20 protein-coding genes, 1 tRNA gene and 3 pseudogenes are annotated in these 24345 nt (G+C 35.4%); 8 read left to right on the forward strand and 16 right to left on the reverse strand.

All coding sequences use genetic code 11. The features are described 5' to 3' along the window. Positions 1-24: 24 nt before the first annotated feature. The 3 genes from Dongsha4_RS17290 to Dongsha4_RS17300 form a co-directional block, all read right to left on the reverse strand. Positions 25-1170 carry a PP2C family protein-serine/threonine phosphatase gene (locus Dongsha4_RS17290; RefSeq protein ID WP_330203531.1) on the reverse strand — a complete coding sequence of 382 codons (1146 nt, stop codon included), beginning with the start codon at positions 1168-1170 and terminating at the stop codon, positions 25-27. Between the two features lie 296 nt (positions 1171-1466). After that, on the reverse strand, positions 1467-3503 hold the full coding sequence (locus Dongsha4_RS17295; RefSeq protein WP_425590769.1) for a GspE/PulE family protein: 2037 nt from the start codon (positions 3501-3503) through the stop codon (positions 1467-1469). Positions 3504-3698: 195 nt separating this feature from the next. Further along, positions 3699-3771: transfer RNA gene (locus Dongsha4_RS17300), tRNA-Ala, on the reverse strand. A gap of 200 nt (positions 3772-3971) precedes the next feature. On the opposite strand from Dongsha4_RS17300, the gene Dongsha4_RS17305 reads away from it, so the two are divergent. Both Dongsha4_RS17305 and Dongsha4_RS17310 read left to right on the forward strand, forming a co-directional pair. Next, positions 3972-5375 carry a CAP domain-containing protein gene (locus tag Dongsha4_RS17305; RefSeq protein WP_330203532.1) on the forward strand — a complete coding sequence of 468 codons (1404 nt, stop codon included), beginning with the start codon at positions 3972-3974 and terminating at the stop codon, positions 5373-5375. Positions 5376-5389: 14 nt separating this feature from the next. Next, on the forward strand, positions 5390-5818 hold the full coding sequence (locus Dongsha4_RS17310; protein WP_330203533.1) for a VOC family protein: 429 nt from the start codon (positions 5390-5392) through the stop codon (positions 5816-5818). On the opposite strand, the gene Dongsha4_RS17315 is transcribed toward Dongsha4_RS17310, so the two are convergent. Together Dongsha4_RS17315 and Dongsha4_RS17320 are read right to left on the reverse strand one after the other, a co-directional pair. Beyond that, complete coding sequence (locus Dongsha4_RS17315; protein ID WP_330203534.1) at positions 5798-5932, reverse strand: hypothetical protein; 135 nt, start codon at positions 5930-5932, stop codon at positions 5798-5800. The genes Dongsha4_RS17310 and Dongsha4_RS17315 overlap by 21 nt on opposite strands. Positions 5933-6108: 176 nt before the next feature. Further along, complete coding sequence (locus tag Dongsha4_RS17320) at positions 6109-6795, reverse strand: hypothetical protein (RefSeq protein ID WP_330203535.1); 687 nt, start codon at positions 6793-6795, stop codon at positions 6109-6111. Positions 6796-7199: 404 nt separating this feature from the next. Here Dongsha4_RS17320 and Dongsha4_RS17325 point away from each other — a divergent pair. Then, positions 7200-7695, forward strand: a pseudogene (locus Dongsha4_RS17325) (hypothetical protein); the annotation flags it as partial. Between the two features lie 115 nt (positions 7696-7810). Here the strand turns inward: Dongsha4_RS17325 and Dongsha4_RS17330 are convergent. Both Dongsha4_RS17330 and Dongsha4_RS17335 read right to left on the reverse strand, forming a co-directional pair. Then, entirely contained in the window at positions 7811-9817 is a 2007-nt protein-coding gene (locus tag Dongsha4_RS17330) for a ribonuclease R family protein (protein ID WP_330203536.1), read from the reverse strand. A 424-nt stretch (positions 9818-10241) separates the two neighbouring features. Next, the gene (locus Dongsha4_RS17335) at positions 10242-10706 is read right to left on the reverse strand and encodes a universal stress protein (protein ID WP_330203537.1); all 465 of its coding nucleotides are present in this window, start codon (positions 10704-10706) and stop codon (positions 10242-10244) included. 225 nt (positions 10707-10931) lie between these two features. On the opposite strand from Dongsha4_RS17335, the gene Dongsha4_RS17340 reads away from it, so the two are divergent. Together Dongsha4_RS17340 and Dongsha4_RS17345 are read left to right on the forward strand one after the other, a co-directional pair. Next, a complete protein-coding gene (locus Dongsha4_RS17340) occupies positions 10932-11105 on the forward strand; it encodes a metallothionein (RefSeq protein WP_330203538.1) in 174 nt (57 codons plus the stop codon). 377 nt (positions 11106-11482) lie between these two features. Continuing rightward, positions 11483-12532, forward strand: a complete 1050-nt coding sequence (locus Dongsha4_RS17345) for an aromatic ring-hydroxylating dioxygenase subunit alpha (RefSeq protein ID WP_330203539.1) — start codon at positions 11483-11485, stop codon at positions 12530-12532. 55 nt (positions 12533-12587) lie between these two features. On the opposite strand, the gene purL is transcribed toward Dongsha4_RS17345, so the two are convergent. The 5 genes from purL to Dongsha4_RS17370 form a co-directional block, all read right to left on the reverse strand. Continuing rightward, the gene (gene purL / locus Dongsha4_RS17350; RefSeq protein ID WP_330203540.1) at positions 12588-14867 is read right to left on the reverse strand and encodes a phosphoribosylformylglycinamidine synthase subunit PurL; all 2280 of its coding nucleotides are present in this window, start codon (positions 14865-14867) and stop codon (positions 12588-12590) included. A gap of 182 nt (positions 14868-15049) precedes the next feature. Beyond that, positions 15050-16399 carry an FADH(2)-oxidizing methylenetetrahydrofolate--tRNA-(uracil(54)-C(5))-methyltransferase TrmFO gene (gene trmFO / locus Dongsha4_RS17355; RefSeq protein ID WP_330203541.1) on the reverse strand — a complete coding sequence of 450 codons (1350 nt, stop codon included), beginning with the start codon at positions 16397-16399 and terminating at the stop codon, positions 15050-15052. A gap of 267 nt (positions 16400-16666) precedes the next feature. After that, on the reverse strand, positions 16667-17041 hold the full coding sequence (locus Dongsha4_RS17360) for a response regulator (RefSeq protein WP_041922412.1): 375 nt from the start codon (positions 17039-17041) through the stop codon (positions 16667-16669). Positions 17042-17152: 111 nt separating this feature from the next. Further along, complete coding sequence (gene thiL / locus Dongsha4_RS17365; RefSeq protein ID WP_330203542.1) at positions 17153-18142, reverse strand: thiamine-phosphate kinase; 990 nt, start codon at positions 18140-18142, stop codon at positions 17153-17155. A 203-nt stretch (positions 18143-18345) separates the two neighbouring features. Continuing rightward, positions 18346-18873: a tetratricopeptide repeat protein gene (locus tag Dongsha4_RS17370; RefSeq protein WP_330203543.1), complete on the reverse strand. Its 528-nt coding sequence runs from the start codon at positions 18871-18873 to the stop codon at positions 18346-18348. Between the two features lie 105 nt (positions 18874-18978). Between Dongsha4_RS17370 and Dongsha4_RS19015 the strand changes: the two are divergent. Further along, positions 18979-19074, forward strand: a pseudogene (locus Dongsha4_RS19015) (IS630 transposase-related protein); the annotation flags it as partial. A 263-nt stretch (positions 19075-19337) separates the two neighbouring features. Further along, complete coding sequence (locus Dongsha4_RS17375; RefSeq protein ID WP_330203544.1) at positions 19338-19766, forward strand: single-stranded DNA-binding protein; 429 nt, start codon at positions 19338-19340, stop codon at positions 19764-19766. Positions 19767-19809: 43 nt separating this feature from the next. Here the strand turns inward: Dongsha4_RS17375 and Dongsha4_RS17380 are convergent. Together Dongsha4_RS17380 and nblS are read right to left on the reverse strand one after the other, a co-directional pair. Beyond that, positions 19810-19995 (reverse strand): annotated as a pseudogene (locus Dongsha4_RS17380) (four helix bundle protein); the annotation flags it as partial. A gap of 80 nt (positions 19996-20075) precedes the next feature. After that, the gene (nblS, locus tag Dongsha4_RS17385) at positions 20076-22043 is read right to left on the reverse strand and encodes a two-component system sensor histidine kinase NblS (protein ID WP_330203545.1); all 1968 of its coding nucleotides are present in this window, start codon (positions 22041-22043) and stop codon (positions 20076-20078) included. Between the two features lie 160 nt (positions 22044-22203). On the opposite strand from nblS, the gene Dongsha4_RS17390 reads away from it, so the two are divergent. Further along, positions 22204-22779, forward strand: coding sequence for a DUF4340 domain-containing protein (locus Dongsha4_RS17390; RefSeq protein ID WP_330203546.1), 576 nt, complete (start codon positions 22204-22206; stop codon positions 22777-22779). Between the two features lies 1 nt (position 22780). Here Dongsha4_RS17390 and Dongsha4_RS17395 read toward each other — a convergent pair whose 3' ends face one another. Both Dongsha4_RS17395 and Dongsha4_RS17400 read right to left on the reverse strand, forming a co-directional pair. After that, positions 22781-23059 (reverse strand): hypothetical protein, encoded by a 279-nt coding sequence (locus tag Dongsha4_RS17395; RefSeq protein WP_330203547.1) that lies wholly within the window; start codon positions 23057-23059, stop codon positions 22781-22783. Positions 23060-23110: 51 nt separating this feature from the next. Next, the gene (locus tag Dongsha4_RS17400; protein ID WP_330203548.1) at positions 23111-24328 is read right to left on the reverse strand and encodes a hypothetical protein; all 1218 of its coding nucleotides are present in this window, start codon (positions 24326-24328) and stop codon (positions 23111-23113) included. Positions 24329-24345: the final 17 nt, after the last annotated feature.

Here is a 24345-nt window from a genome sequence, read left to right on the forward strand (position 1 = left end):
AATATTTTTAAGGTCAATTTAAGATTAATTAGATAAACCTTGTTGAGAATATTTCAAATGAATAATAGATAAATCATCCGAAAAATGAGATGAGTTGTGATAAGTTTTTAAAAAATTTAAAATGGGATTTAACTCATTATTAAATTGACACAACAATTCAACAAAATTGTCTAACCCTAATATATCTCTTTGCTCATTTTTTACTTCATAAATACCATCACTAAACAAGTACAAATTTGCCAAAGAACCAACATTAATTGAAGCATTTTGATAAGTAATATTAGGAAACATTCCGATGGGTAAACCAAGAGTTTTCAGACAAATTGGGTTCATTTTTTTTTGATTATTTTCTACTAACAAAACGCAAGGAGGATGACCTGCACTACAATAAGTTAGATTACCTGTTTTAACATTTAAAACACCATACCAAATAGTAAAATATTTATCATTTTTTTCCGTCATTTGAAAGTTATTATTGAGGTGATATAAAACTTCACAGGGAGAATAATAATTTAATATTCCTAAGCGACGAGAACGAAGTAAATTTAAAATAGAAATAGAAGGCAATGCCGCTTTTAATCCATGTCCAGAAATATCTAATAAATAAAAAACTAAATGTTGCTCATCTAAAAAAAAGTAATCAAAAATATCTCCTCCCAAATGCAAAGAAGGAATAAATATATAATTAATTAGGGTATTTTTAGTATCTAAAAAATCTGGTAATAAAGAAGAAACATATTCGGCGGCTTCATTCAATTCTGTTTCTAAAAGTTGTTTTTGAATTTCTAAATCTTTACTTAATTGATGTAATCTTAAACCAGCCCTTACCCTCGCTTTTAACTCTTGCAAATCAATAGGCTTACAAATAAAATCATCAGCTCCTACATCTAATCCTTGAACTCTATCTTCCACAGAAACACGAGAAGTCATCAAGACAAAAAATGTAGTATTTAATAGGGGATTTTTTTTGACAAATTGACATACTTCTAAACCTGATAATTTAGGCATTAGCCAATCACAAATAATTAAAGCTGGTTTAATTTTTTCTGCTAACTCAACTCCTTGTTGTCCATCTCCGGCTATTTGAACACTGTAACCACTAGAAGAAAAAGCTCTTTTTAACAAAATTTGTATCGTTGGATCATCATCAATAACTAAAATTTGAGGCATTTTTTCTAGGGAAAGATAAACATATTTTTACTGTAAATTTAAGAAAAATTAGACCATAAATTTAAACAGAAAAAGCCCGACTAATTCTTAAAGTTAACGAATTATAGCATGATTATTTAAAATCACCTCAGTTCGATATAAGAATATCTGGTTAAGACAGGGAATGAGTAATAGGTAAGAGGCAAGAGTGTTTAATTAATTTCCCTCTAATCCCCTAATACCCCAATATCCTAAGCCCCTACCTCCCCAATCTCCGAACTCTGAACTCCGAACTCCAATTATTGCTCTTTTAAAATCTACTCACTGAAGCGAGGAGTCATACAATAAGGGCAATCTAACCATTCCTGTTGTAATTCTGCTCCACAGCCACTACAGGTTAAAGATGATTTTCGTTTAGCTTTTAATTCCGCTTCCAAACCAGAATCAGTAAATGTTACCCTTTCAACTTCTTCTAGGGTAGTATGACCTTGACGAACTAAATTTAAACTATAGGCTAAAATCGTTACCATTCCTTCTTCAACAGCCTTTTCTTTAATCATATCAGTGGTTGCCCCTCGGTTAATTAGTTTTTGTAACTCTTCACTCATCACCATAAACTCATAAACACCCACACGCCCTTTATAGCCACCACCACCACATTTTTGGCACACCGTGCCATTAGCTTGGGCTTGTTGTAGGACTTCTCCTGACAAGGTATTGGCTTTATAAAAAGTCACAGATTCTTCCCCAGATACAGACAAACCAAAACGGGCTAATTCTTCTTTACTAGGTGTATAGGCAACTTTACACTCACTACAAACTCTTCGCATTAATCTTTGTGCTAAAACTCCTAACAATGCACCAGAAATCATAAAGGGTTCAACCCCCATTTCATCCAAACGTGCGATCGCACCTGCGGCATCATTAGTATGTAGAGTGGTTAAAACCAAGTGTCCAGTCAAAGCGGCTTCGATCGCAGTTTTTGCCGTTTCAGCGTCCCGTGTTTCCCCCACCAGAATAATATCAGGGTCTTGTCTGAGGAAAGCCCGAAGAATCGAAGCAAAATCCATACCTTTTTCTCGGATTACCTGCACCTGAGTGATTCCTTCCAAAGCATATTCAATGGGGTCTTCTGCAGTGCTGATGTTTACCCCCGGATCATTTCTTTCCGCCAAAACAGAATAGAGAGTTGTGGATTTACCCGAACCCGTAGGACCTGTAACCAGAATTAAACCAAAAGGACGACTAGCAATATCTCTAACTTTTGCCAATGTTTCCTCATCAGAGATTAAAAAGTCTAAACCTAATTGAGTAGCCGAATTATCTAAAATCCTTAAACAGACCTTTTCACCATAACGACTGGGCAAACAGTTGACCCGAAAATCCACATTTCTTCCCTGAAACACCCGACGAATCTTGCCATCTTGAGGTAAACGCCGTTCCGCAATATCCAACTCAGCCATAATTTTGAAACGAGCTACCACCGCAGTTGTAATATGTTTAGGCAGAGTAAAATATTCCCTTAAAACCCCGTCTTTGCGTAAACGCACCCTCATTCTGGTTTCTTGGGGTTCAACATGAATATCTGATGCTCCCTCTTGTAAAGCCTTGATGAGAATTTTATTAACTAACTTGATAATAGGAGCTTGATTAGCATCATTAGAAGTCAAATCACCATCTGGATTTTCGTCTTCAGCTTCATCTAAATCCTGATCCAAGTCATCGACAATATCGCTAACATCCCCTAACTGATCTAATTTTTGCCTTTCTTTTAACTCCTCTTCCCTTTTTTGTCTTTGCTTATCTTCTTCATAAAACTTATTAATTAACTTATCAAAATCTTCTTCGGTAATAACAATTCTTTGTAAGCCAAGACCTTTTGCTCGTAATATTTTTTTGACATCATCTAACGCCTGTAAATCATCAGGATTAACCATAGCAATCACAATTACAGGCGGTTCACCTTCAAGGCGACGCAAGGGTAAAAGTTTATGACGACGACAAACCTGAACTCCCATAATAGACTCGATTAAATCGGTCATTTGATCCGCCGCTATTTCTTCCGACTCTGGGTCAACACAATCAACCCCATAAAGGATTTTTAACTCAAAAAGTTGATGTTGTTTGTACTGTCGTACTAACTCAGGAGACAAAGCCTTATGGGTAATTTGTTCTAGGACTTTAACCAAAGGTTGTTTAGTATTTCTCACTTGTACCAACGCCCTTTTTAAATCTTCCTTATCAATGTAACCTGCTTGAATTAGCTTATTTCCGAAGGGATTGAAATAATCTGGACTTACTAAGGCTGTTTTGAGTTTTTCTTTAGAAGCAGAAGAAATAGGAGTTTGAGTCATGGTGATCAGGAGAATATTAAGTTATAGCTCTAAATTGTTAGCAATAATATCAATATTGTAAATGAAGTTTTTGTCTTCAGTGGATAAGATCAACGATTTTTAGCAAAAAATATAAAGATATTGAAACAAACTATACGGAATTGAACTAAGAACCACTTATACTATTCTATAACTTAATAAAGATTAAAAGAAATATGGAGCTAAGCGGATTCGAACCGCTGACTTTCACAATGCCATTGTGACACTCTACCAACTGAGTTATAGCCCCGTAATGGTTTTAATTACCCCTAACAGTATAATTAATATTCCAGAAAAAATCAACTTCTCTTAATAACTGATAAGGTAACAATCGAATTAATGATTAATTTCAAAATGTCAGGTATCGGCTCTTAGCTATGAGGTTTTTTCCTATGATTATGAAAATCGGCTTATCATAGAAATAAACATATAACTTCAGTTAGTACAAAAATGGAGAAAAGAGAACCCAGTGCCATTGACCAATTAATGTTAGAGTTAATCAATGTAGCAAGGGCAAATCCTCAACAAGAAGCCGATCGCCTTTTAAATGGACAGTTGAATGAGGGAGTGTCTCCGAATAGTCTAATTACTCTAACTCCTAAGCAACCCTTAGCGTTCAATTATTATCTTATCGACTCGGCTTATAATCATAGTAGTTGGATGTTAGCTAATGATATTTTTAGTCATACGGGTATAGATAACACTACTTCGCAACAACGTATGGCAAGGGCAGGATATGAATTTATTGCCCCTTGGGGGAGTGGAGAAAATATTGCATGGAAAGGTACAACGGGAGATTTAGATTTTAATGAGTTTGTAATTGATAACTATACCAACCTTTTTGTGGATGAAAATTATCCCAATCGAGGTCATCGTGTCAGTTTAATGAGAGATGAGTTTCAAGAAGTGGGGATTGCTTCTTTAGAAGGCATTTTTTCTCTTAATGGTAGAGATTATAATGCGGTGATGACTACTCAAAATTTTGCCTACAGTAAGAAGGATGGTGCTTTTTTAACGGGGGTAATTTACACCGAAGAGGTAATTGACGACAATTTTTATAGTCTTGGGGAGGGTATTGCTAATGTTCGTATTCTTGCAGAAAATATAGATACAGGCGATCGCATCGAGACTGTTAATTTTTCCACGGGAGGTTATTCTTTATTTTTACCTTCTGGCACTTATGACATCAGTTTTATTGGGAACTTAGATCAAGATCTGGCCGATGATATTGTTAAAAGTAAAGTAACCATTAGTGATGTAAATATTAAACTCGATTTAGCCACAGATGATCCCAATTTAGCCACAGGAATTCTTACTTCTCCCACCGAAAATAATGAAACGGAAAATCCCATAGAGGAAAACAACATCGGTAATGAAGGCGAAACGAATCAAACCACAGATGATTTATCTATATTAATGGATATACCTATATATCGTCTGCAAAACCTCGATCGCCCCGGAACTTACTTATATGCTGGAGAGGAAGAGGTAAGAAATATAGGGCGTAATTATCCTCAATTTCAATTAGAAGGGTTAGCTTTTAATGTAAGTGAAACCGCCGATGAAGACTTACTAACTATTTATCGCTTTCGTAATCAAAACATTGCAGGGACATATCTATTTGTAGGAGAGCAAGAGAAAAATAATATATTAGACAACTATCCTAATTTTATTCTCGAAGGCACTGCTTTTCATGTTATTCCCCCAAGCAGTAATCAAGGTAATTCCATTTATCGTTTTCAAAACTCCGAACTTTTAGGTACTTACTTATTTGTGGGTGAAACCGAGAAAAATGCCATATTGCAAGATTACCCTAATTTTATCCTAGAAGGAACAGCTTTTAATGTTATTTAAAACAATCAAAAAATATGAATAAATATCTTTTTCATCTAGCTATACCAATCAATGATATTAACACTGCCAAAAAATTTTATGGTGATATTTTAGGTTGTGATATTGGCAGAGAAAATCAACACGCTGTTATTTTCAATTTTTATGGACATCAATTAGTAGGACATACCACCAAAGAAACTTTAGTACCGCCCCCTAGTATTTATCCCCGTCACTTTGGTATTATTTTTATGGAAGAATCCCATTGGAATGATTTACTACATAGATGTCAAGAAAAAGATTTACAATTATATCAACAACCAAAACTCAGATTTAAAGGTGAAATTACAGAACATAAAACCTTTTTTTTACAAGATCCATTTTATAATATTTTGGAAATGAAATTTTATCGTCATTATGAGGCTATTTTTGGAGCAAATGATTTTCTAACGATAGGCGATCGATAATATATAGCAATTCTCATTTTTTGGAATAATACCACGTTTTCCCCTAATAATTTCATTGATTCTTTGCACTGGAATATTCAAATGACTGGCTAAAGCTACTTGAGTAATATTCATAGGTTCAAGAAATTCCTCTAACAAAATTAGACCTAGATGAGTGGGAATGCGATTAGATTAGTGGGCATCATAATTTATTGATAATTTTAATGAGTAATTAATCGTGATAGTCAATTATTTGGATTTGGCTAACATTACCATTCTGCGAATACATTATTTTTGATAAACATTTATTGTTATTTATATCTATTTAACTTTTGCATTTCCTCAGCAACATTTATAGATATTTGTATCGCTTGACTCAATGTTTTTCCATACTTATTATATTCTTCTTGTATATTAAATAATGATGTTTCAATGTTGTTAATTTCAAACTCATTAAAGCTAAAATTCGGATTCTCACGAAAGTTTCTTTCAATGTTTAAAGCTAAAATTAAATCTGCCCTGAGAGTTTTTAAAGTTGAGTAAACTTTATCTTTATCTTCCAATTTATTAGAACCTCCTGATTCTTCAGATATATTGATAACATTAATAGTGTCAACTAAAGTATTAAAATTTTGTACTTGAATATAGAGTTTATAAAAGTTTTGATATTTAGAGACTATCTTTGTAGTAGTTTTTAAATTATTCAAAAAACTTTTACTACCATAAATAAGTGGAAAAACAAACCATAATAAAATATAGCTGACGATAACAACAAGTGGATGTATCTGAAGACAAATAAACAATAAAGTTATCAACGATAATGGAAAAATAACTTTTATGATTAATTTTTTTTTTTCAAAATGTTTTACAGTTTTATTGGATATTACTTTGAGCGGAGATAATCTTTCTCTGATTAGATAAATATGTTCTGTTTCTATTCCAGATGAATCAGATAATTCCTCCGGAGAAATCCACAAATTATTTACTCTATACTTCATGTTAACATTCACTAAGTTTAAACTTGAAAAAATTAGTCATAACATAAATATAATGGCTCAAAGAAATCGATAAATTTTAAATATCAATAGTTTTTAGAAAATTGATATTATTTCTTAACCATTCATTGACTAATATTGAAAAAATATTCACATTCTTTTTATCTGCTAAATTAGTGATAAATTATTTCGCATTGGAATCTAAATAAATGGGCAAATTAAACTTACTATTAGGGTGATAAAACTTACCTTGCTCTGCATGGTAAAAATCGTATTCTTGTTTCATAAAATTCATTTTTGATATTTTTATATGCCCTGATTTATTGCCTTTTAATATTTAACTTATAAGAGCTTCTTTTCTTTCTTGTGGTTTATTTACCGCTAAATCATAATTAGTCTGTAAATTCATCCAAGTCACTACTCATATTTATGATGGAGTCAGGAGTTTTCCCCTAGATGTTGAATTATATGAAAAAGCGGAAAATTTCCCAGAAGGAAAAGACGACCCACAATTTCAAAAAAACCTGAAATTGCCTTTAATCTAATTGAAAAATGTTTAAACCGAGATTATTGTCCTGAAATAATTTTAATGGATGGTGGTTATGGCAACAATACTAATTTATTGGAAAAATTAGATGGTTAGGTTTATCAGAATACCAAGTGAGAAATAAAAGAAGTGTAATGAGACATTTGATATTGGTATTTTGTGCTTATACTTTTATTCAATGGCATCGTTTGACAGGAGGGTTAAGGAGACAATGGGGGAATAAACCCTTAAAGACTTTTGCAGAAGGTTTAGAGGCGTTTCGGACAGCAGTGTCTTTTCGCTTTTTTCAATGGTTAAAAGATAACGTGGAAGTATTTAGCTTATACAAAGCAAGTTTAGGGTTTATTTGGGCTTAATTTTTGTCTAAGTAACGTTAGGGTGTTGGGCTTCGGGGTTCGGAGTTCAGAGTTATTAATTATCAACTATTTACCTTTGCCTCTTGCCCTTCGCCTATCACTCTTTTAACTTTTCCTAATTGAAAACTGCTTCTCGAAAACGAATCTCATCTCGTTGAGGATCACAAAATGAGACCTCTAACTGTAGTTGTTCTCCTAATTTTACATTGCGATCGAATCTATGGGCAAATTCTAATCCTAATTCTTCTAACAAAATTAAGGCTAGTCCGTCATCTTCTCTTAACCAACGTAATACTAAGCCATGCCAGACTTCTCCACTATGTTGTAAAAAGTATTGTAAACTCCAATAGCGGTTAGTTTGTCTCTCCACAAAAGAAGCCTCAGAGGAAGTGGAAACCACCTCATAAATTATCTGTTGCATTTTATCTCTTTCAAAGGGTAATTCTTCTCCTCGCAAGTGAGCTTTGATTTGGAAATGGGAGAGCAAGTCGGTATATCGGCGGATGGGGGATGTTACTTGAGTATAGGTTTCTAAGCCTAAACTAGCATGACGAGAAGGGGTTAAACCCGTTTCACTCTTGGGCATACAACGCCGTAAAGCACAGGATCTCACGGGTCCGGGAGGAAGTAAAATTAGCTCTTCTTCTGGGGGTAATTCTGGTTGAGGTTGTCCCCTAAATGGCACGGGAATATTATGCTCTTGACAATATTTTCCTGCCACTTCTCCTGCTAAAATCATCATCTCAGCTACCACAAGGCGCGATCGAGACATTTCTAACAGTTCGATGGAAACTTCTTCTTCGTTTTTCACTTTGATAATGGCTTCTGGCATGGAAATCATTACAGAACCGTTATTCTTGCGCCATTGTTCCCTTTTCTTGGCTTCTTGGGCAATACGGATGATTTCTTCTTCTCCCTGAATATTAAGGGTTAACATCTCATCGACATCGTGGTAAGTAAGGCGATAAGTAGGTTTGACTAGGGTAGAATGAATTTCGTACTCCTTAACCGCCCCCTCTTCGTCTAAAACCACTCCAAAACTTAATGCAGGGCAAATTTGACCTTGTACTAAGCTCATAGGGCCTGTAGCTAATTCTGAGGGGAACATTGGCACCATGCCTGTGGGCAAATATAAACTTGTGCTACGTCTTCTTGCTTCTAAGTCTAAGGGATCATCGGGATTAATTAAACGGGTGGGATCAGCTATATGTATCCAAAGACGGGCTAAACCGTTATCTAAAAACTCTAAACTGATACCGTCGTCAATTTCGGTGGTGCTTTCATCATCAATGGTGTAAATTTTATGATGGGTTAAGTCAAGGCGTTGACTATCTTTATCGATAAATTCTTTAGTGAAGATGCGATCGAGGATTGAATGGGCCACTTCATATACCTGTTGAGGGAAATCATTGGGGTAAGAACTACGACGTAAAAAGATATTTTCGTGTTTACTCCATAGTTGCAAGTCTATCAGTAATTGTAGTGATGATTCAGGAGTTTTCTGTTTACCTAAAGATTCTAATATGTCTAATGCCTGTTTGGGGGGATTTTCAGGTTGTAGGACATATTTTTCGAGAAAATTTAGTCGAGTTAACTCCGAATCTTGCCAATGGACTTTTTCTCCTGACAACGCTTGTTGAATTTTTTGGGCGAATATTTCTTTTTCTAGTTTTTTTTGTATCTCAATTTCAATTTGATGTTTAATTTCTTCTACCTGAGTTTGAGGACGAGGTTCATAAACATCCCCTTTTTTCTTAAAATAAATCTTGTCATCAGATAAAAGTAAATGGGCGGCATAACGGAAAACTGGTGTTTCCTCCTCAAAAATGAGAGTTGCTAATTCAGCCGGAGTAACAGGAGTTGCTTCTTCAATCAATAACTCCCAAGCAATTTCCAAGCTAGAAGCATCTAAATGAGGGGTTACTTGTTTAACAAATCGGGGTATATCGGTATATTTAAAGGATTCTCCTTCTACTAAAAAATCTACTTTTTGGGGTCTAACTTTATGGGAATTGCCGTTTTCATCTATGGCTATCCAGTCTTTTTTCCCTTCTGGTTTTTCAATGACACCTAAGCGGCGATCGCCATTTACTTTAAATTCAACTAATGTTCCTTTTTCCACCCGTGAATCCTTGTTACTAAATTGACTGAGTTAGTTATTTTATCGTTACTCTTTTAATAATTTACCATCAATATTTCAATTAGCAATTAACAATTAACAATCAAAGGTAAAGGACAAAGTAAAAAGGGCAAAGATGAATAGTGAATAACTGATGTTACGCAAAAATAGAATACATGATTGGTTTTAGGTGTCAGGTGTCGGGTTAAAGAGTTGACAAGAAATAGATGTGATGTTTATTGATTTTCTTCTTTATTCTTGTACAAGAGTCTATTGAAGCATGGGCGTACAAGGGCGTCAATGAGGGACATTTGAATTGTTTATGTAAAACCTTTGACATTTGGAATCAATGTTTGAGATTCTTAAACCTGTTACCTGCTACCTGAAACCTCCCTATTTCTATTCACTACTCCAAACCTTCCAATATCTAAAACTGTACTAAATGTACTGCACAATGACTGCGATGAATAACATAGCTACTGACACTGCCTAATAATAATTCGCTTACGGTAGAATGTCCTCTCCTACCCATAACAATTAGATTTGCACCCCATTCTTGAGCCTCTTGACAAATAATAGTACCCGGATGCCCATAAATTTGCTTAAATTCCGCCTTTAGCCCTTGATCTTTTGCTTGATTTGTCCAATATTGCAACATTTCGATCGACTCTTGTTTATATTTCTCCCATTGATGCTGTAATTCTTTAATTATTTCCGTGTCGTAAGTAAAAGAATAAGGAGCAAAACTGAGGGGAGTTTCTGTGGTTTCCTGAGACAACACATGAAGGAAATTGAGTTGGGAGTGACAATTTTTCCCTAAATATAAAGCAGTTTCAAATACACTTTGTGCTATGGGGGAGCGATCGAGAGATACCAATATCTTGTCATACATACTTATTTACCTCACTATTAGCCCTATATATCTCTATTGTATTTTTCTTTTTCCCCTATTCCCAGATCTTGTAATGAATCATTACTCTCTGAAATATACCTAAATTTTATGGTTATTTGTAAAATATCTTAATAAATGAACAGGCAATCATATTTTGTGTTAGTCTAATTATTAAGCAACTACTGAATTTATATTCAGATATTCACAAATAGGAGAATTTTGATTATGACTACCACTACAGTAACTCAAATGAAATGTGCCTGTCCTTCTTGTTTATGTATAGTTGATATTAGTCAAGCAATTTCCAGAGACGGACACTATTATTGTTCAACAGCTTGTGCAGAAGGACACAAGGAAGGAGAAGGATGCGGTCATAGTGGTTGTGGATGTCACTCATAGATATTTATGAAAGGCAAGGAGTAAAGTTAAAAGGGCAAGAGACAAACCGCTCTGTGTCTCCCCTTAAAAAAACCCCCCTTTATCCCCCCTCACCCCAGCCCTCACAGCAGGGCTGTTTCATTCTAAAATTTTTAGTTAAGAGGGAGTAATGATTAACGAGTAATAAGTGATGAGTTTTGATAATTTAAAATAATTAATTGATTGCTTCAAGATTTTTTATTATTAGTTAAAATCTGTAAGGCAAAAATCCCCCTAATCCCCTAATACCCAAATCCCTTAACTTCTAACTCCTTCTTGGGATTTTAAGGAGAATTACTGAGATTTTCCGATAATATTTGTAAGAGAATTAAAGATAATAATTTAATATTCAATACTGTATGGGACAACTAGAAGTTAAGCCAAATATTCGTACTTGCGGAGTTAATCCTAATCATTGGTATGTGGTTGCTAGAAGTGTGGAAGTAACGGATAAACCCTATTGTGTGACTCTTTGGTATGAAAATATTGTAATTTTTCGTAACGCTCAAGGAAAAATTAAGGCTTTAGAAGACCGTTGTCCCCATCGTCAGGTAAAGTTAAGTGATGGTGTGGTAGTAGGTGATGATATTGAATGTGCTTATCATGGTTGGCGGTTTAATGAGGAGGGGAAATGTTCTTTTGTACCTTATTTACAGGAAAATCAACGGTTGCCCAATTGTAAGTTAAAGGCTTATCCCGTACAAGAATTAGATGGTTTTATTTGGTTGTTTTTAGGTGATGGTGACTCGGAAAAAATTAAGCCTATGGGTTTGCCTGAGTGGGAGCATCTCAACTATATTGCTAGTGTAACCACTATTGACTGCCCCGGACATTTTTCTTATTTAATTGAAAATTTAATGGATATGTATCATGGGCATTTACATGACAATTATCAGGCATGGGCGGAAGCGAATTTAAAGGAAATTGAGACAACTTCTCAACGCATAGATGTTTTATATAATGCTCAAAGTTATTATCGTATTGACAAAATATGGTCTGTTTCTCAATTATTTTTTCCTGCCCTAAGACGTTTACATCCTGAACCTTTAAGGGTAAGCTATGTCTATCCTCATTGGAGTTCGAGTTTAGGGGAAGATTTCAAAATTTATTGTTTATTCTGCCCCATTGATGAAACTACGACTAAGGCTTATCTTATTCATTTTACTTCTTTACAGGCTTTTTGGCGTTTACATAAGTTACCTGTGTGGTTTCGTCGTTTTGTCAAAAATAGTTTATTTAATGCGGCAAAGGGTTTATTAGATGGATTGGTAGAGCAAGATATTGCAATGATAAAACAAGAGCAAGAGGCTTTTAATCGTAATCCTTTACGGCGTAATTATGAATTAAATAGTGCGATCGCACCTGTACAAAAATTAATTATAAACCAATGGCAATTAAGAAATTTTTAAATATCTAAATAGAAAAAGGGGTAAAGATTATTCAACCCCTAAATTTAAAAGTCTATTACAAACGACGTTCGATCGCACCTCCCCAAGTATCAGTTAAATTATTAACATCGAGGGTAATGAGATTTTGTTCAGGATTGTTAATAACCAGAGAATTACCCTTAACAACTCCGATTTTTTGCCAATTATTGCCTAATTTTGCCGTTAATTGGGCTTCCCATTGCTCTTGATTGTCAGCAGATACAGAAACGATAATTAAACTGGCTAACTCTCCGAATAGCATAGTATCAAGGCGATTATCTCCCATTTCGAGGGTGACATCACAACCTAATTTTCCACTGATACAACATTCCGCTAAAGCAGTGGCAATACCTCCCTCCGCACAATCATGGGCAGATTTGACTAAATCCGAGCGAATCCCCTCACAACAGACTGATTGCACCGCTTTTTCTAACTCATAATCTAATTCTGGGGGTTTTCCTGCCACAGTGCCATGAATAACCTCTAAATACTCCGACGCACCTAAACTGGGGTTAAATTTACCTAATAAGTAGATAATATCACCCTCATTTTGCCATCCTTGTCCACAAATATGGTTAATGTCTGGGATTAAACCCACCATACCAATCACAGGAGTAGGATAAATAGGTTGGGGATTACCTTCGCTGTCAACGGTTTCGTTATAGAGAGATACATTTCCACCTGTAACAGGGGTTTTAAACTCTTCACAAGCCTCGGAAATGCCTCGACAGGCGTGGTGTAATTGCCAATAACCAACGGGTTTTTCAGGGCTACCAAAGTTCAAATTATCAGTAATTGCGATCGCATCTGCACCCACACAAGAGAGATTACGGGCGGCTTCAGCAACGGCTAATTTTGCCCCTAAATAGGGATCAAGATAGGTATAACGGGAATTACAATCAGTGGTGGCAGCGATACCCGTAGTGGCTAACTCAGGTTTACCATTGACAGGGCGCACCCGAATAATAGACGCATCTGCACCACCGGGGAGCATAACAGTATTGTTCTGCACTTGGTAGTCGTATTGACGATAAATCCATCGTTTAGAGGCGATAGAAGGGCTATCAAGGAGGCTTAAAAGGATTTCACCCCATTTTTGACCTTTTACTCCTTCTTTCGAGCATTCAGGCAATAATGACTCATGCCAAGCCCATGCTTTTTGGGCGTATGCAGGGGCTTCGCTCATCAATTCTCGATGGTAAACGGGAGTATTATCCGCTAAAGCTGTACAAGGCACTTCGGCGGCGATCGCACCTTGATGGAAAATTCTGACAATGGGATCTGCGATCACCTCTCCTGCGACAACCGCATGGAGTCCCCATCTTTCAAATATATCAATTAATTCCTGTTCCCGTCCTTTTTGGGCAACAAATAACATTCTTTCCTGAGATTCGGAGAGGAGATACTCGTAAGGAATCATACCCGTTTCCCGTGCAGGGATTTTGTCTAAGTCTAACTCAATGCCTAAACCGCCTTTTGCCGCCATTTCAGAGGTAGAACAAGTGATCCCTGCCGCTCCCATATCCTGTGCAGAAACAACCGCCCCCGTTTTAAAGGCTTCTAAACAGGCTTCAATTAAGGATTTTTCCAGAAAAGGATCTCCTACTTGTACTGCGGGGCGATCGTCCATAGATTCATCGGTTAATTCCGCACTAGCAAAACTTGCCCCTCCCATGCCGTCTCTACCAGTGGTTGAGCCAACGTATAACACGGGATTACCTACCCCAGAAGCCCCAGCTTTGACGATTTCATCGGTTTCCATAAGTCCGATCGCCATTGCATTAACGAGGGGATTGCCCCGATAAGCACTGTTAAAGTAAACTTCACCTCCAATAGTGGGTACGCCAACGCAATTACCGTAATGTGATATACCCTCTACAACCCCTTTAAAAATACGCTTAGTATGGGCATTATCAAGGTTTCCGAATCGTAGAGAGTTAAGAAGGGCGATCGGTCTTGCCCCCATAGTAAAGATGTCTCTTAATATACCTCCTACCCCTGTAGCCGCCCCCTGAAAAGGTTCGATCGCGCTTGGGTGATTATGGGATTCAATTTTAAAGGCAACCCGTAAACCATTACCAAAGTCCACAACCCCTGCATTTTCTCCCGGTCCAACTAAGATGCGATCGCCCTCTGTAGGAAATTGGGAGAGTAAGGGTTTCGAGTTTTTATAGCAACAATGCTCTGACCACATTACGCCAAACATTCCTAACTCGGCTTTGTTGGGGTGTCTGCCTAAACGATTAACAATATCTTCATATTCTGCTGGTTTAATACCTTCGGAGGCGATTTCTTCAGGAGTAAAAGGTGAGGTCATAATCAATAATTAACAATAAAAATAACAATAAACTAGGTTAGCTTTAGCATTCGAGACATCCTAACCTTTAGTTACAATATACCAGTTTGGGAAACGGTGATTCAATTAGAAATTAAGAAAAGGGCAAAGTTAGAAGGGCAAGGGGCGAAGGTCAATAGTTGATAATTAAGAATTAAAAACCCCTAACTCCTAACTCCTAACCCCGAACTCCGTACCGCTTCTAAAGAACGACTTGCATAGGCTTGATAACGTTCTCGTTTATTGCGAATTTTCTGGGGAAGATTGGGCAAAATACCAAAGTTAGGAGGCATGGGCTGAAAGTGTTTCGCATCAGCAGTACTAATAAAATCCATTAAAGCTCCCATCATGGTGACATTAGGAAGAGTAATCGGACATTGATTTAAAGCAATTCTCGCCGCATTCGTACCAGCTAACCATCCTCCTGCGGCGGCGGCGGTGTAACCTTCCGTACCGATTAATTGTCCTGCGGCTAATAAGGTATCTCGATACTTAAATTGTAAGGTGGGTTTTAAGAGTTGAGGTGCATTGAGAAAAGTGTTTTTGTGCATGACCCCCATGCGGACAAATTCAGCATTTTCCAACCCCGGAATTAAGCGAAATACCCGTTTCTGCTCTCCCCAACGTAAATTAGTTTGAAATCCTACCATATTCCAGAGTTGTCCTGCCTTGTCTTCTTGTCTAAGTTGTACAACGGCATAGGGTCTTTTAGCTTTATTTTCAGGAGCTTTGAAGTCCCCCAACCGAGAATCAAATAAACCAATGGGCTTAAGAGGACCATATCTCATGGTATCTTCTCCCCGTTGTGCTAATTCCTCTATGGGTAAACAGCCTTCAAAAAAGTTAGCACTTTCTCGCTCAAAGTCTTTCAATTCTGCTTGTTCTGCTCTACATAATTCTTGCCAAAAATGCAGGTACTGCTCTTTATCCATCGGGCAGTTGAGATAGGCCGCTTCTCCTTTGTCGTAACGAGAAGCTAAAAACGCTATATCCCTGTTAATAGACTCCCCGACAATAATGGGACTTGCCGCATCAAAAAAGTTCAGGTAATCCATTCCTGTTAAATCTTGTAGTTGTTGAGCAAGACTATCACTGGTTAAAGGACCTGTAGCTAACACCACAATACTATCCCTAGGAATTTCTTTAATTTCCGAGCGTTCTAAGGTAATTAGAGGATGATTGGCAAGGGTTTGAGTCAAATTTGAACTGAACACTCCTCTATCCACTGCTAATGCTCCTCCTGCAGGAACTTTATGTTCGTCTGCGGTTTGAATGATAATGGAGTTAAGACGGCGTAATTCTTCATGTAATAAACCTGCGGCTCGATCAACGGCATCCGCACCAAAGGAATTACTACAAACTAATTCTGCTAATTCTGAGCTATGATGAGCAGGGCTATTTTTTACGGGGCGCATTTCGTAAAGGGTTACAGGCACACCAGCTTGGGCTATTTGCCATGTGGCTTCTGTACCAGCTAAACCTCCACCGATTACAATTACATTGGTATCTGTCATAATGGCATAATGGTAATGATTTGTTAGGGATTTGGGATTTAGGACTTATAGTTAAAATGTACAAAAATTCAATCAATTGATTGTCAATAATTTTTTGTCAAACTTAACCAAAACGAGGCTTATTTTTATTAGTTTATATTTGTTGATTTATCTTTGTTAATTCCTGATTAGACTTTTTTCTATAAGTTCAGTAAAGAGAGAAAAGAGAAAAAAATTGATTTTAAATTATGGAAATTACATTTTAGCTTTATTTTCCAAAAGGTATTTTTATCCTACATTATGCTTGAGTAAATATTTGATGGTTTTTAATAGTTCCATCGTTTTAAAAGGCTTGATAATATAAGCATCAGCCCCTTGTTTGGTTGCCCAGTGAATATCAAATTCTTCTCCTTTTGTAGAGCAAATGATTACAGGGACTTTTTCTGTTCCGGGATTACTCTTTATCCAACGACATAATTCATAGCCATTCATTTCAGGCATAACTACATCAGTAATTACGAGGTTGAATTTTTCTTTCTCAATGATTTTGGTTGCCTCTACCCCATTGGATGCTTCGGTTACTTGAATATTAAATTGTTTCAGTGCTTCGCTGATCACTTCTCTGGGTGTGTGATTATCATCGACTACTAAAATTTTAATCATGATTTGATTAACGCTCAAAGATTACGGGGAGTAGATGGACTATATTAATAACAATACTTATATTATTTAATAATAAGCTAATCAGGTACATTAAGCTATAAATTAGTATAACTAAAAATGCTGGAAAGTTTTTTTCTGATTTAGTGGGAGTTGTAAATTGCTATTTTGTTGATCAATTATTTGCATTTCTAATGATGATGTTATTTGACCAATAATTTGACATTCTTCTCCGAATTTTTGCTGAATTTTCCTTGCTAAGTTTAAGGGTAAACATAATACTAATTCAAAATCTTCTCCTCCATAAAGCACCCACTCAAAGGCTGTTTTTCTGTCGATAATAGTTGAAATTGCTTCGTCGATGATAATTGAGGTGCGATCGAGTCTTGCCCCTACTTTACTTTGATGGCATATTTGTATAATAGCATCGGCTAATCCGTCACTACTATCCATTCCTGCAATGGGATAACCACATTGACATAGTTCATGTAAGTATTTTATTACCTCTAAGCGAGGTTTCGGGTATTGATGGGCAAAAATGACCTTTTCTCTAATTTGAGAGGGTATATGACTATATTTTTCGGGATAGAGGAGGATTTCTAACCCTGCCCTTGACAATCCATGATTACCTGTTACTAAAATGACATCGCCCACTTGTGCTTGATGACGATAGATACCCTGAGACGGAGAAACTTTTCCCAAGGCTGTAATGGAGATAGTGTTAGTGTCAGATTTAGTTATATCTCCGCCAAGAATATTGATGTGATATGGGGTTAAACATTTTTTCATTCCCTGATAAAGTTTTTCTACCCAATTAATTTCTGTGTCACCTCTGAGGGATAAACCTACGGTAATACCTATTGGCATTCCCCCCATGGCGGCTATATCTGACAAGTTAGCAGTTACACCACGATAACCAACCGATTCTGGAGGCGTAGTGCGATCGCTGAAATGAACATTTTCGACTAAAATATCAGTGGTAACGACTAAGTTTTTATCACTATCAAAAGGTATGATTGCCCCATCATCACCATTAATGGTTTGGTCACAATACTGATTTACGATTGATAATAGTTGATGTTCACCAATGTCTTTAATATACATTTAAAACTTAGTAAGAGAATAAAAGATAATGGTGAGGTTAGGGAAAAGGGCAGTGAGTGAATGATTGATAATAAAAAACTCTTAACTCCTAATCCGTCTTCCTTTTCTTCGTTAATACTGGATATTTTCAGAGCTAAGATTTAGATGAACTCTAATAGTTTTTATCAAGAATTAAGTTGAATAAAATAGTAATTATATAATCTTTAGTTCACTACCAGACGTTTTTCAAGAGATTGGACTCTTTTCGTTGCTACCATATTTTTAGGATCAAATTCAAGGGTTTTTTTATAACACTCAAATGCCTGAGTAATTAACTGTTTTTTCTCGTAAACGTTTCCTAAATTATTTAAAGCTATAGTATATTCAGGATATAATTTAATTGCCTCTTTATAGTTACGAATAGCAATATCATATTGTTCTTGAGAAAAATAGGCAAAACCTAAAGCATTATACATCAATGCCTTATTCTCAGGCTCTATTCCTTCATCGCTTTTTAAACCTCTTTGCAATAATTGTACTGCTTGTACAAATAGTTTTTTATCTAAGTAAATTCCTGCTAATTCGTAGTATTCTTGGGCAGTTCCTTTTTGATTTTGGAGTTTATTTTGTAGCTTGGAAAAGCGAGATTCTGTTCGCCTAGTTTTAATGATTTGTCTAAATAAAAGGATAGCAACTATTAATAATAAGCCCAATAAAATAGAGATATAAATTATAGGTAAATTCTCTTTCATAATATTTTTTTTAATGTTTGATAATTATATTTTCTTATAGAAATGCTATATTAGCACATCTCTACCAAGCACAAATCAAAGAGTTAAAATAAATTAGCAAAACAACGCACCAAGAAATTTAGAGTCAAACCCTCGGCAATATTTTACGTTTTCAAAAAATCAAAATTAACGGAGAAAAACCACTGTGCTAAGGAGAGATAAATACTAGATAAAGTATTATATTGAAATCAGTTTGAGCGAAAGATTCGATCGCATTTTATTCTAGTCTTTTCCTAAGAGTGACGATTATCAGGAGAAAATTTATCTAACTTGAATCAACTTGTAATCAATTTTTATGGGGCTTTTCCCTTAAACATCAATATTTTTACATCAAGTTCAGGTTAATATTAGTATTTTTAAACTACTATTCGAGAAAGATTGTGGCAAAATAAAGATAGTTAACTAGCAGAAATAGAGATACATTTATGAATAGCTGTGTTTTAATGGGAAAAATTGTCCGTAGTCCTCAATTACGATATACTCAGGACAATCAGTTGGCGATCGCAGAAATGATGGTAGAATTTGAAAATATATCGCCCAATAGTCCTCCTAATACCTTAAAAGTTGTAGCGTGGGGTAATTTAGCTTTGGATGTAGAAAAAAATTACATAGAAGGTAATGAAGTAGTGGTAACGGGGCGTTTAAAAATGGATTTAGTAGAGAGGCAAAATTATAAAGAAAAAGTCGCCGAGTTAACTCTTTCCCATATTTATCCTCTTTCGGGTAGTAACCCTCCTCATAATCCCGATAATGTCGTTAGTTTAAATAGTTATCAATCCAACGAAGATGCCGATGATTACAGTTTTGATGAAGGGGAAATAGATGGTAAAAATTTAGATAATATACCCTTTTAATAAGTTTTTCATTAATTAACCTCAGTTCGGTTAAGGATAGGTGTCAGGTATCAGGTGTCAGGTTTAAAGTAACTTTTAATTTTTGCTCTTTAAGATAGCCTAATCGTCCTATAATCATCAAATGAGTTTCGAGTTCTTTGAGTGAGCCATTTGCAATAGAAAGATGACGGATATAATCACCCAAATAATTTCTCCCTTTTCCTTCTGCGATGTTGGCAGGAATTGAAACTGCGGCTTTATTATTTCCTGAAACCTGAAATCTGAAACCAGAAACCCACTAAAACTTAACACATGAATAAGTGGGTAACGTCAGTTAGTAAGAGTTTTTAATTCTTCTTCTAGGTGATTATTCAATTTTGTTTCTGGTTGATAAATCAATAAATCAAACCAAAAAGTTGTACCTGCTCCCACCTCACTGATTAAATGAATACGGCTATTATGTTTTTCCGTGATGTTTTTGACGATGGATAAGCCTAAACCTGTCCCTTCTAAGGTGTGAACTCTGTTTTCTACTCTAAAGAAGCGATCGAATATTGCTTCTTGATCTTCAGGTGCAATACCAATCCCTGTATCTGCGACTTCAACCCTAACATGAGTTATATCATGATTATTTTCTGGGTCTCCTTTAACTCCGTAAGCCCTTACTGTGACTTTTCCGCCTTCTGGGGTAAATTTAAGGGCATTGCCCACCAAATTGGTAAATACTTGTAGTAAAAGATCATAATGTCCCCAAATAGATGGTAAATCGGCTTCTACTTCTTGAACAAGTTCAATATTTTTATCTTTGGCATTGAGTTGATATGTTCTTAAGGTTTGTTCGATGGGTTGAGCTAAATCAAGGGAATTAAATTGATAGCTACGGGAAGATTCAAGCCGTGATAGGTCTAAAACATCATTAACTAAGCGCGTTAGTCTGTCTGTTTCATGATTGGCAGTTTGTAAAAATTCTAGTTTTTCACTTTCTGTTAAATCATCTCCGTATTCAAAAAGAGTTTCAATGAAAGATTTGATATTGAATAAGGGAGTCCTCAATTCATGGGATACATTGCTAATAAATTGGCTTTTTGCTTCATTTAATTCCACTTCTCTGGTAATGTCTTGTACTGTCATGACTATACCCTTAATATTTTCCCTATTTTGGTCTAATACTTGGGTTAAGAGAATGCGAAAAGTGTGATGTTGAGGTTTGGTAATCGTAACGGTAAATTCTCCCCTAGTGGGCAGGATACTATTATTATTGTTTTCTTCTTCGGGATGCTCTCCATAGGAGATATTTTCTAGGGGTTGTTGCAGTTGTTGAGTAACTTCTTGAGGGAGGTATTCTAAAAGATTTTCCCCCAGAATGTGGGTTTCTTCCCAACCAAACATTTTTCTGGCGGTAGGATTAACTAATACAAGTTTTAACTGTGAGTCGAGTAAAATTGCACCATCAGCAATAGTAGCCACAAGGGTTTCTAATTTAGCCTTTTCGGCGGTTAATTCTTCAATGTTTTGTTCTTCATATTTTTCCAGTCTCTCCGCCATATCGTTAAAGCTAAGGATTAATTCCCCTAATTCTCCTCCAAGGGGTAAATCTATTCTCTGTTTAAAGTTTCCTGCGGCGATGTTTTTTACCCCCATAAGTAATTCTTTAATGGGTTGAGTTATGGTTAGAGCGTTGAATACTCCTCCTAAGATTACCATTGCCCAAATGGAGATAAATACTGCAATAGTAACATCTCTGGTTAGATTAGAAGACGCTACAACGGTGGGATTGGGATTAATTCCAATGGCTAAAACCCCTAAATATTCATTGTCGTTAGAAATGGGTACGAAAACATCGGTTACTTTTCCATCAGGGGTAAGGTGTTGTCTAACAACGGGGATATTAACAGTGGGGTTATATTCTTCTGGTAATTGTAGTTTGCGTTGGAGAGTAAATGAGTTTTTTACTTCTTGTTGAGAAAAAGGTATGCCAAAAATTATTTCCCCTTCTTTATTACTGTAGATGATATAACGAACGCTGGAAGTGCTATGAAAAAATCTCCCTGAAAATCTAGCGACTTGGGTTAAGTCTTCTTCTGCTAATAGGGGGGCGACATTACTGGCTAAAAGCAATCCTAAATCTCTGCCAAAACGAGTGTCATTCATTTGAGCATCTTGTTGAATGGAGTTGACAGCCCAAAAAGTTATACTACTCATAAACAAGGATACTACTAAAGTAGCGATCGCCATTAATTTAGTTTGTAATGTAAATTCTGACCACCAACGGGCGATAATTTCCTTAAAGACTTGCACGGGATTTATTTTCAATGATGAAATAAAAAACTGATTTACTAACTATGTTAATATTTACCATGATTGTTTACCTAACCTCTATTTTGTTTTACAAATCTTTGGTTAAAATAACCTATTTTAACAAGCTACAAACATCACGCTCTGGCAAAAAGAAAAGGAGATGAAGTTAAATCGCAATACAATAATTTTGTTTATCACTGCATTTAGTTTAATGGGGTTGGTGTTTTTAACGGAAATCAGGAAAGATGGTTTTAATATTTCTCCCGTTGGTAAACAAGAGGATAGTATTCCGTCTATTTTTCCTTTTAAAACTGAGGAAATACAAGCCTTAGAGATTAAAACAAATGGTCAATTGATAGCTTTTGAAAAAACTGGTAATGAGCCACTATCTTGGATGATGAAACAACCGGAAAATACTAAAGCGAGTGATGCTGCGATCGCATTTTTACTGAATCTTTTTCCCAGTGCTACAAAAAAAATAGAATTATTAGCAACAGATGAACAAAGAAAGGAATATGGCATTAACAACAACTCTCCTACTATCACTATAACCCTAAAAAACAGTGATCGCTATCAGATGATATTGGGTAAATCTAACTTTGATGATACTCAAATTTATGCGGAGGTGATTTTTCCAGAACAAGAAAAGATAAAACCGCAGATTTATTTAGTTTCTAAGAGTTTTCAATATGCTTTGGAAAGAAATTTTGATGAATGGCGAGAGAGAGGGAATTAAACTATTTCCCTATAGATTCAATCTCAAAAATAGTACCGACTCTACAATCTCTACAATCAATGGATTTTAATTCATGCCACAAAAATGCGATCGCATCTAAATTATTCAGAGAGACTCCTAATATATCTCCATTGTGAATTAAAGTCATCCCTTGACCAGTATCAAAAAGGATTCGAGAGTTATCCGCCTCTATCAAAAAAGAAAGTCCATGTTCACCCAATAAACCTCGCCTCCCTGCAGTATTTTCCACTAAAACCGTTATTTTTAACGATGAAATCATGATTTTTCTCTCAAATAAAATTAATAGAAATTACTGTTTTTACTTTTAAGTTTAGTTGTTTTGCTTAGTGCCACAATGATAACAATAGGATAAATATTTATAAGTTAAATTATGACAATTACTACATTCTTGATATTGATAAAAACCACAATGAGGACAATAGGCAGTGTCATGATGAATTTTTTTCCCACATCTCAAACACCTCGACTTTTCCACTCTTTTACTAGCTTGAGTGTAAGGGTTGAAAACAAATTTTTGAAAAAACTTAATTAATAAAAAGCCTACTAAGGGAATAATAAATATATATAAATAAGAAACTAAAAAGAGTAAACCGCCAAAAAGAATTGTAATTATATTTAATAAGGACTCAAAAATAAATCCAATTTGTAAAAACTCAAATAATTTAATCAGTAAGGGAATAAAAAAAATAACCAACAAATGCCAACTCATTAAAGAAACTAACCCATAACCCTTATTATCTGACCACTTATGAATTAACAAACTAATGATAATTAAAGGTACTAAAAATACCATTTGCCATAGTAATTTTATTGTTGGATACCAAAAATTAGCTCTTTCCCAACTGCTCTTAATTTGACTAAATTTGTCCTGAGAATTGACAAAATTCAAAAAAATAACCGATTCATTTTTAGTTAATAATTCTTTTTTAAGTGTATTAATTTCTCCAGTTAACAAATTAATATTATTTTGATTCTTAGCTAATTCTTCTTTAGCTGTTTTTGCCTCAATTTCATTGATAGATAATTCTCTGGGTTGCCCCGCAATTTCTTCGAGTAAAGTAGAGTCGTATTGTTGGCGAATTTGTTTATTTTTATCTTCTAATAGTCTAATTTGAGTATTTTTTTCATCAATTCTTCTAACAATATCCTGATTGATTTTATTATTTAAAGCCTGAGTTAAACTTTCATACTGTAAACACAGGGGAGATACTTTTCCTAAATGATTTTCCTCGACAGAGTTAAAAGAGGATGGGTTTTGATTTTCACCAATAAAATCCCGAATGAATTGATACTTATCCGGAGAGGAAGAGTCTTCTTGATAATTTTGCCAAGATTGATAACAAGGATAAGCCTGAGCAGGAGATAAAGGCCAGCGACTAATATCATCTAAACCATAGAAAACATTACCCAGTATAAATAAATCGATGATAATAATTACAATCAAACTAACTTTATTTATGGGTTCGTCTTCAATTTTTCTTGATTTTGCGAAAAATACTCTAATAAAGTCACGAATTCTATTCCACATATTCCCCCTGCCCAATT

Origin of the sequence: Cyanobacterium sp. Dongsha4, assembly GCF_036345015.1 — a bacterium.
In the GTDB taxonomy this organism is placed as follows: domain Bacteria; phylum Cyanobacteriota; class Cyanobacteriia; order Cyanobacteriales; family Cyanobacteriaceae; genus PCC-10605.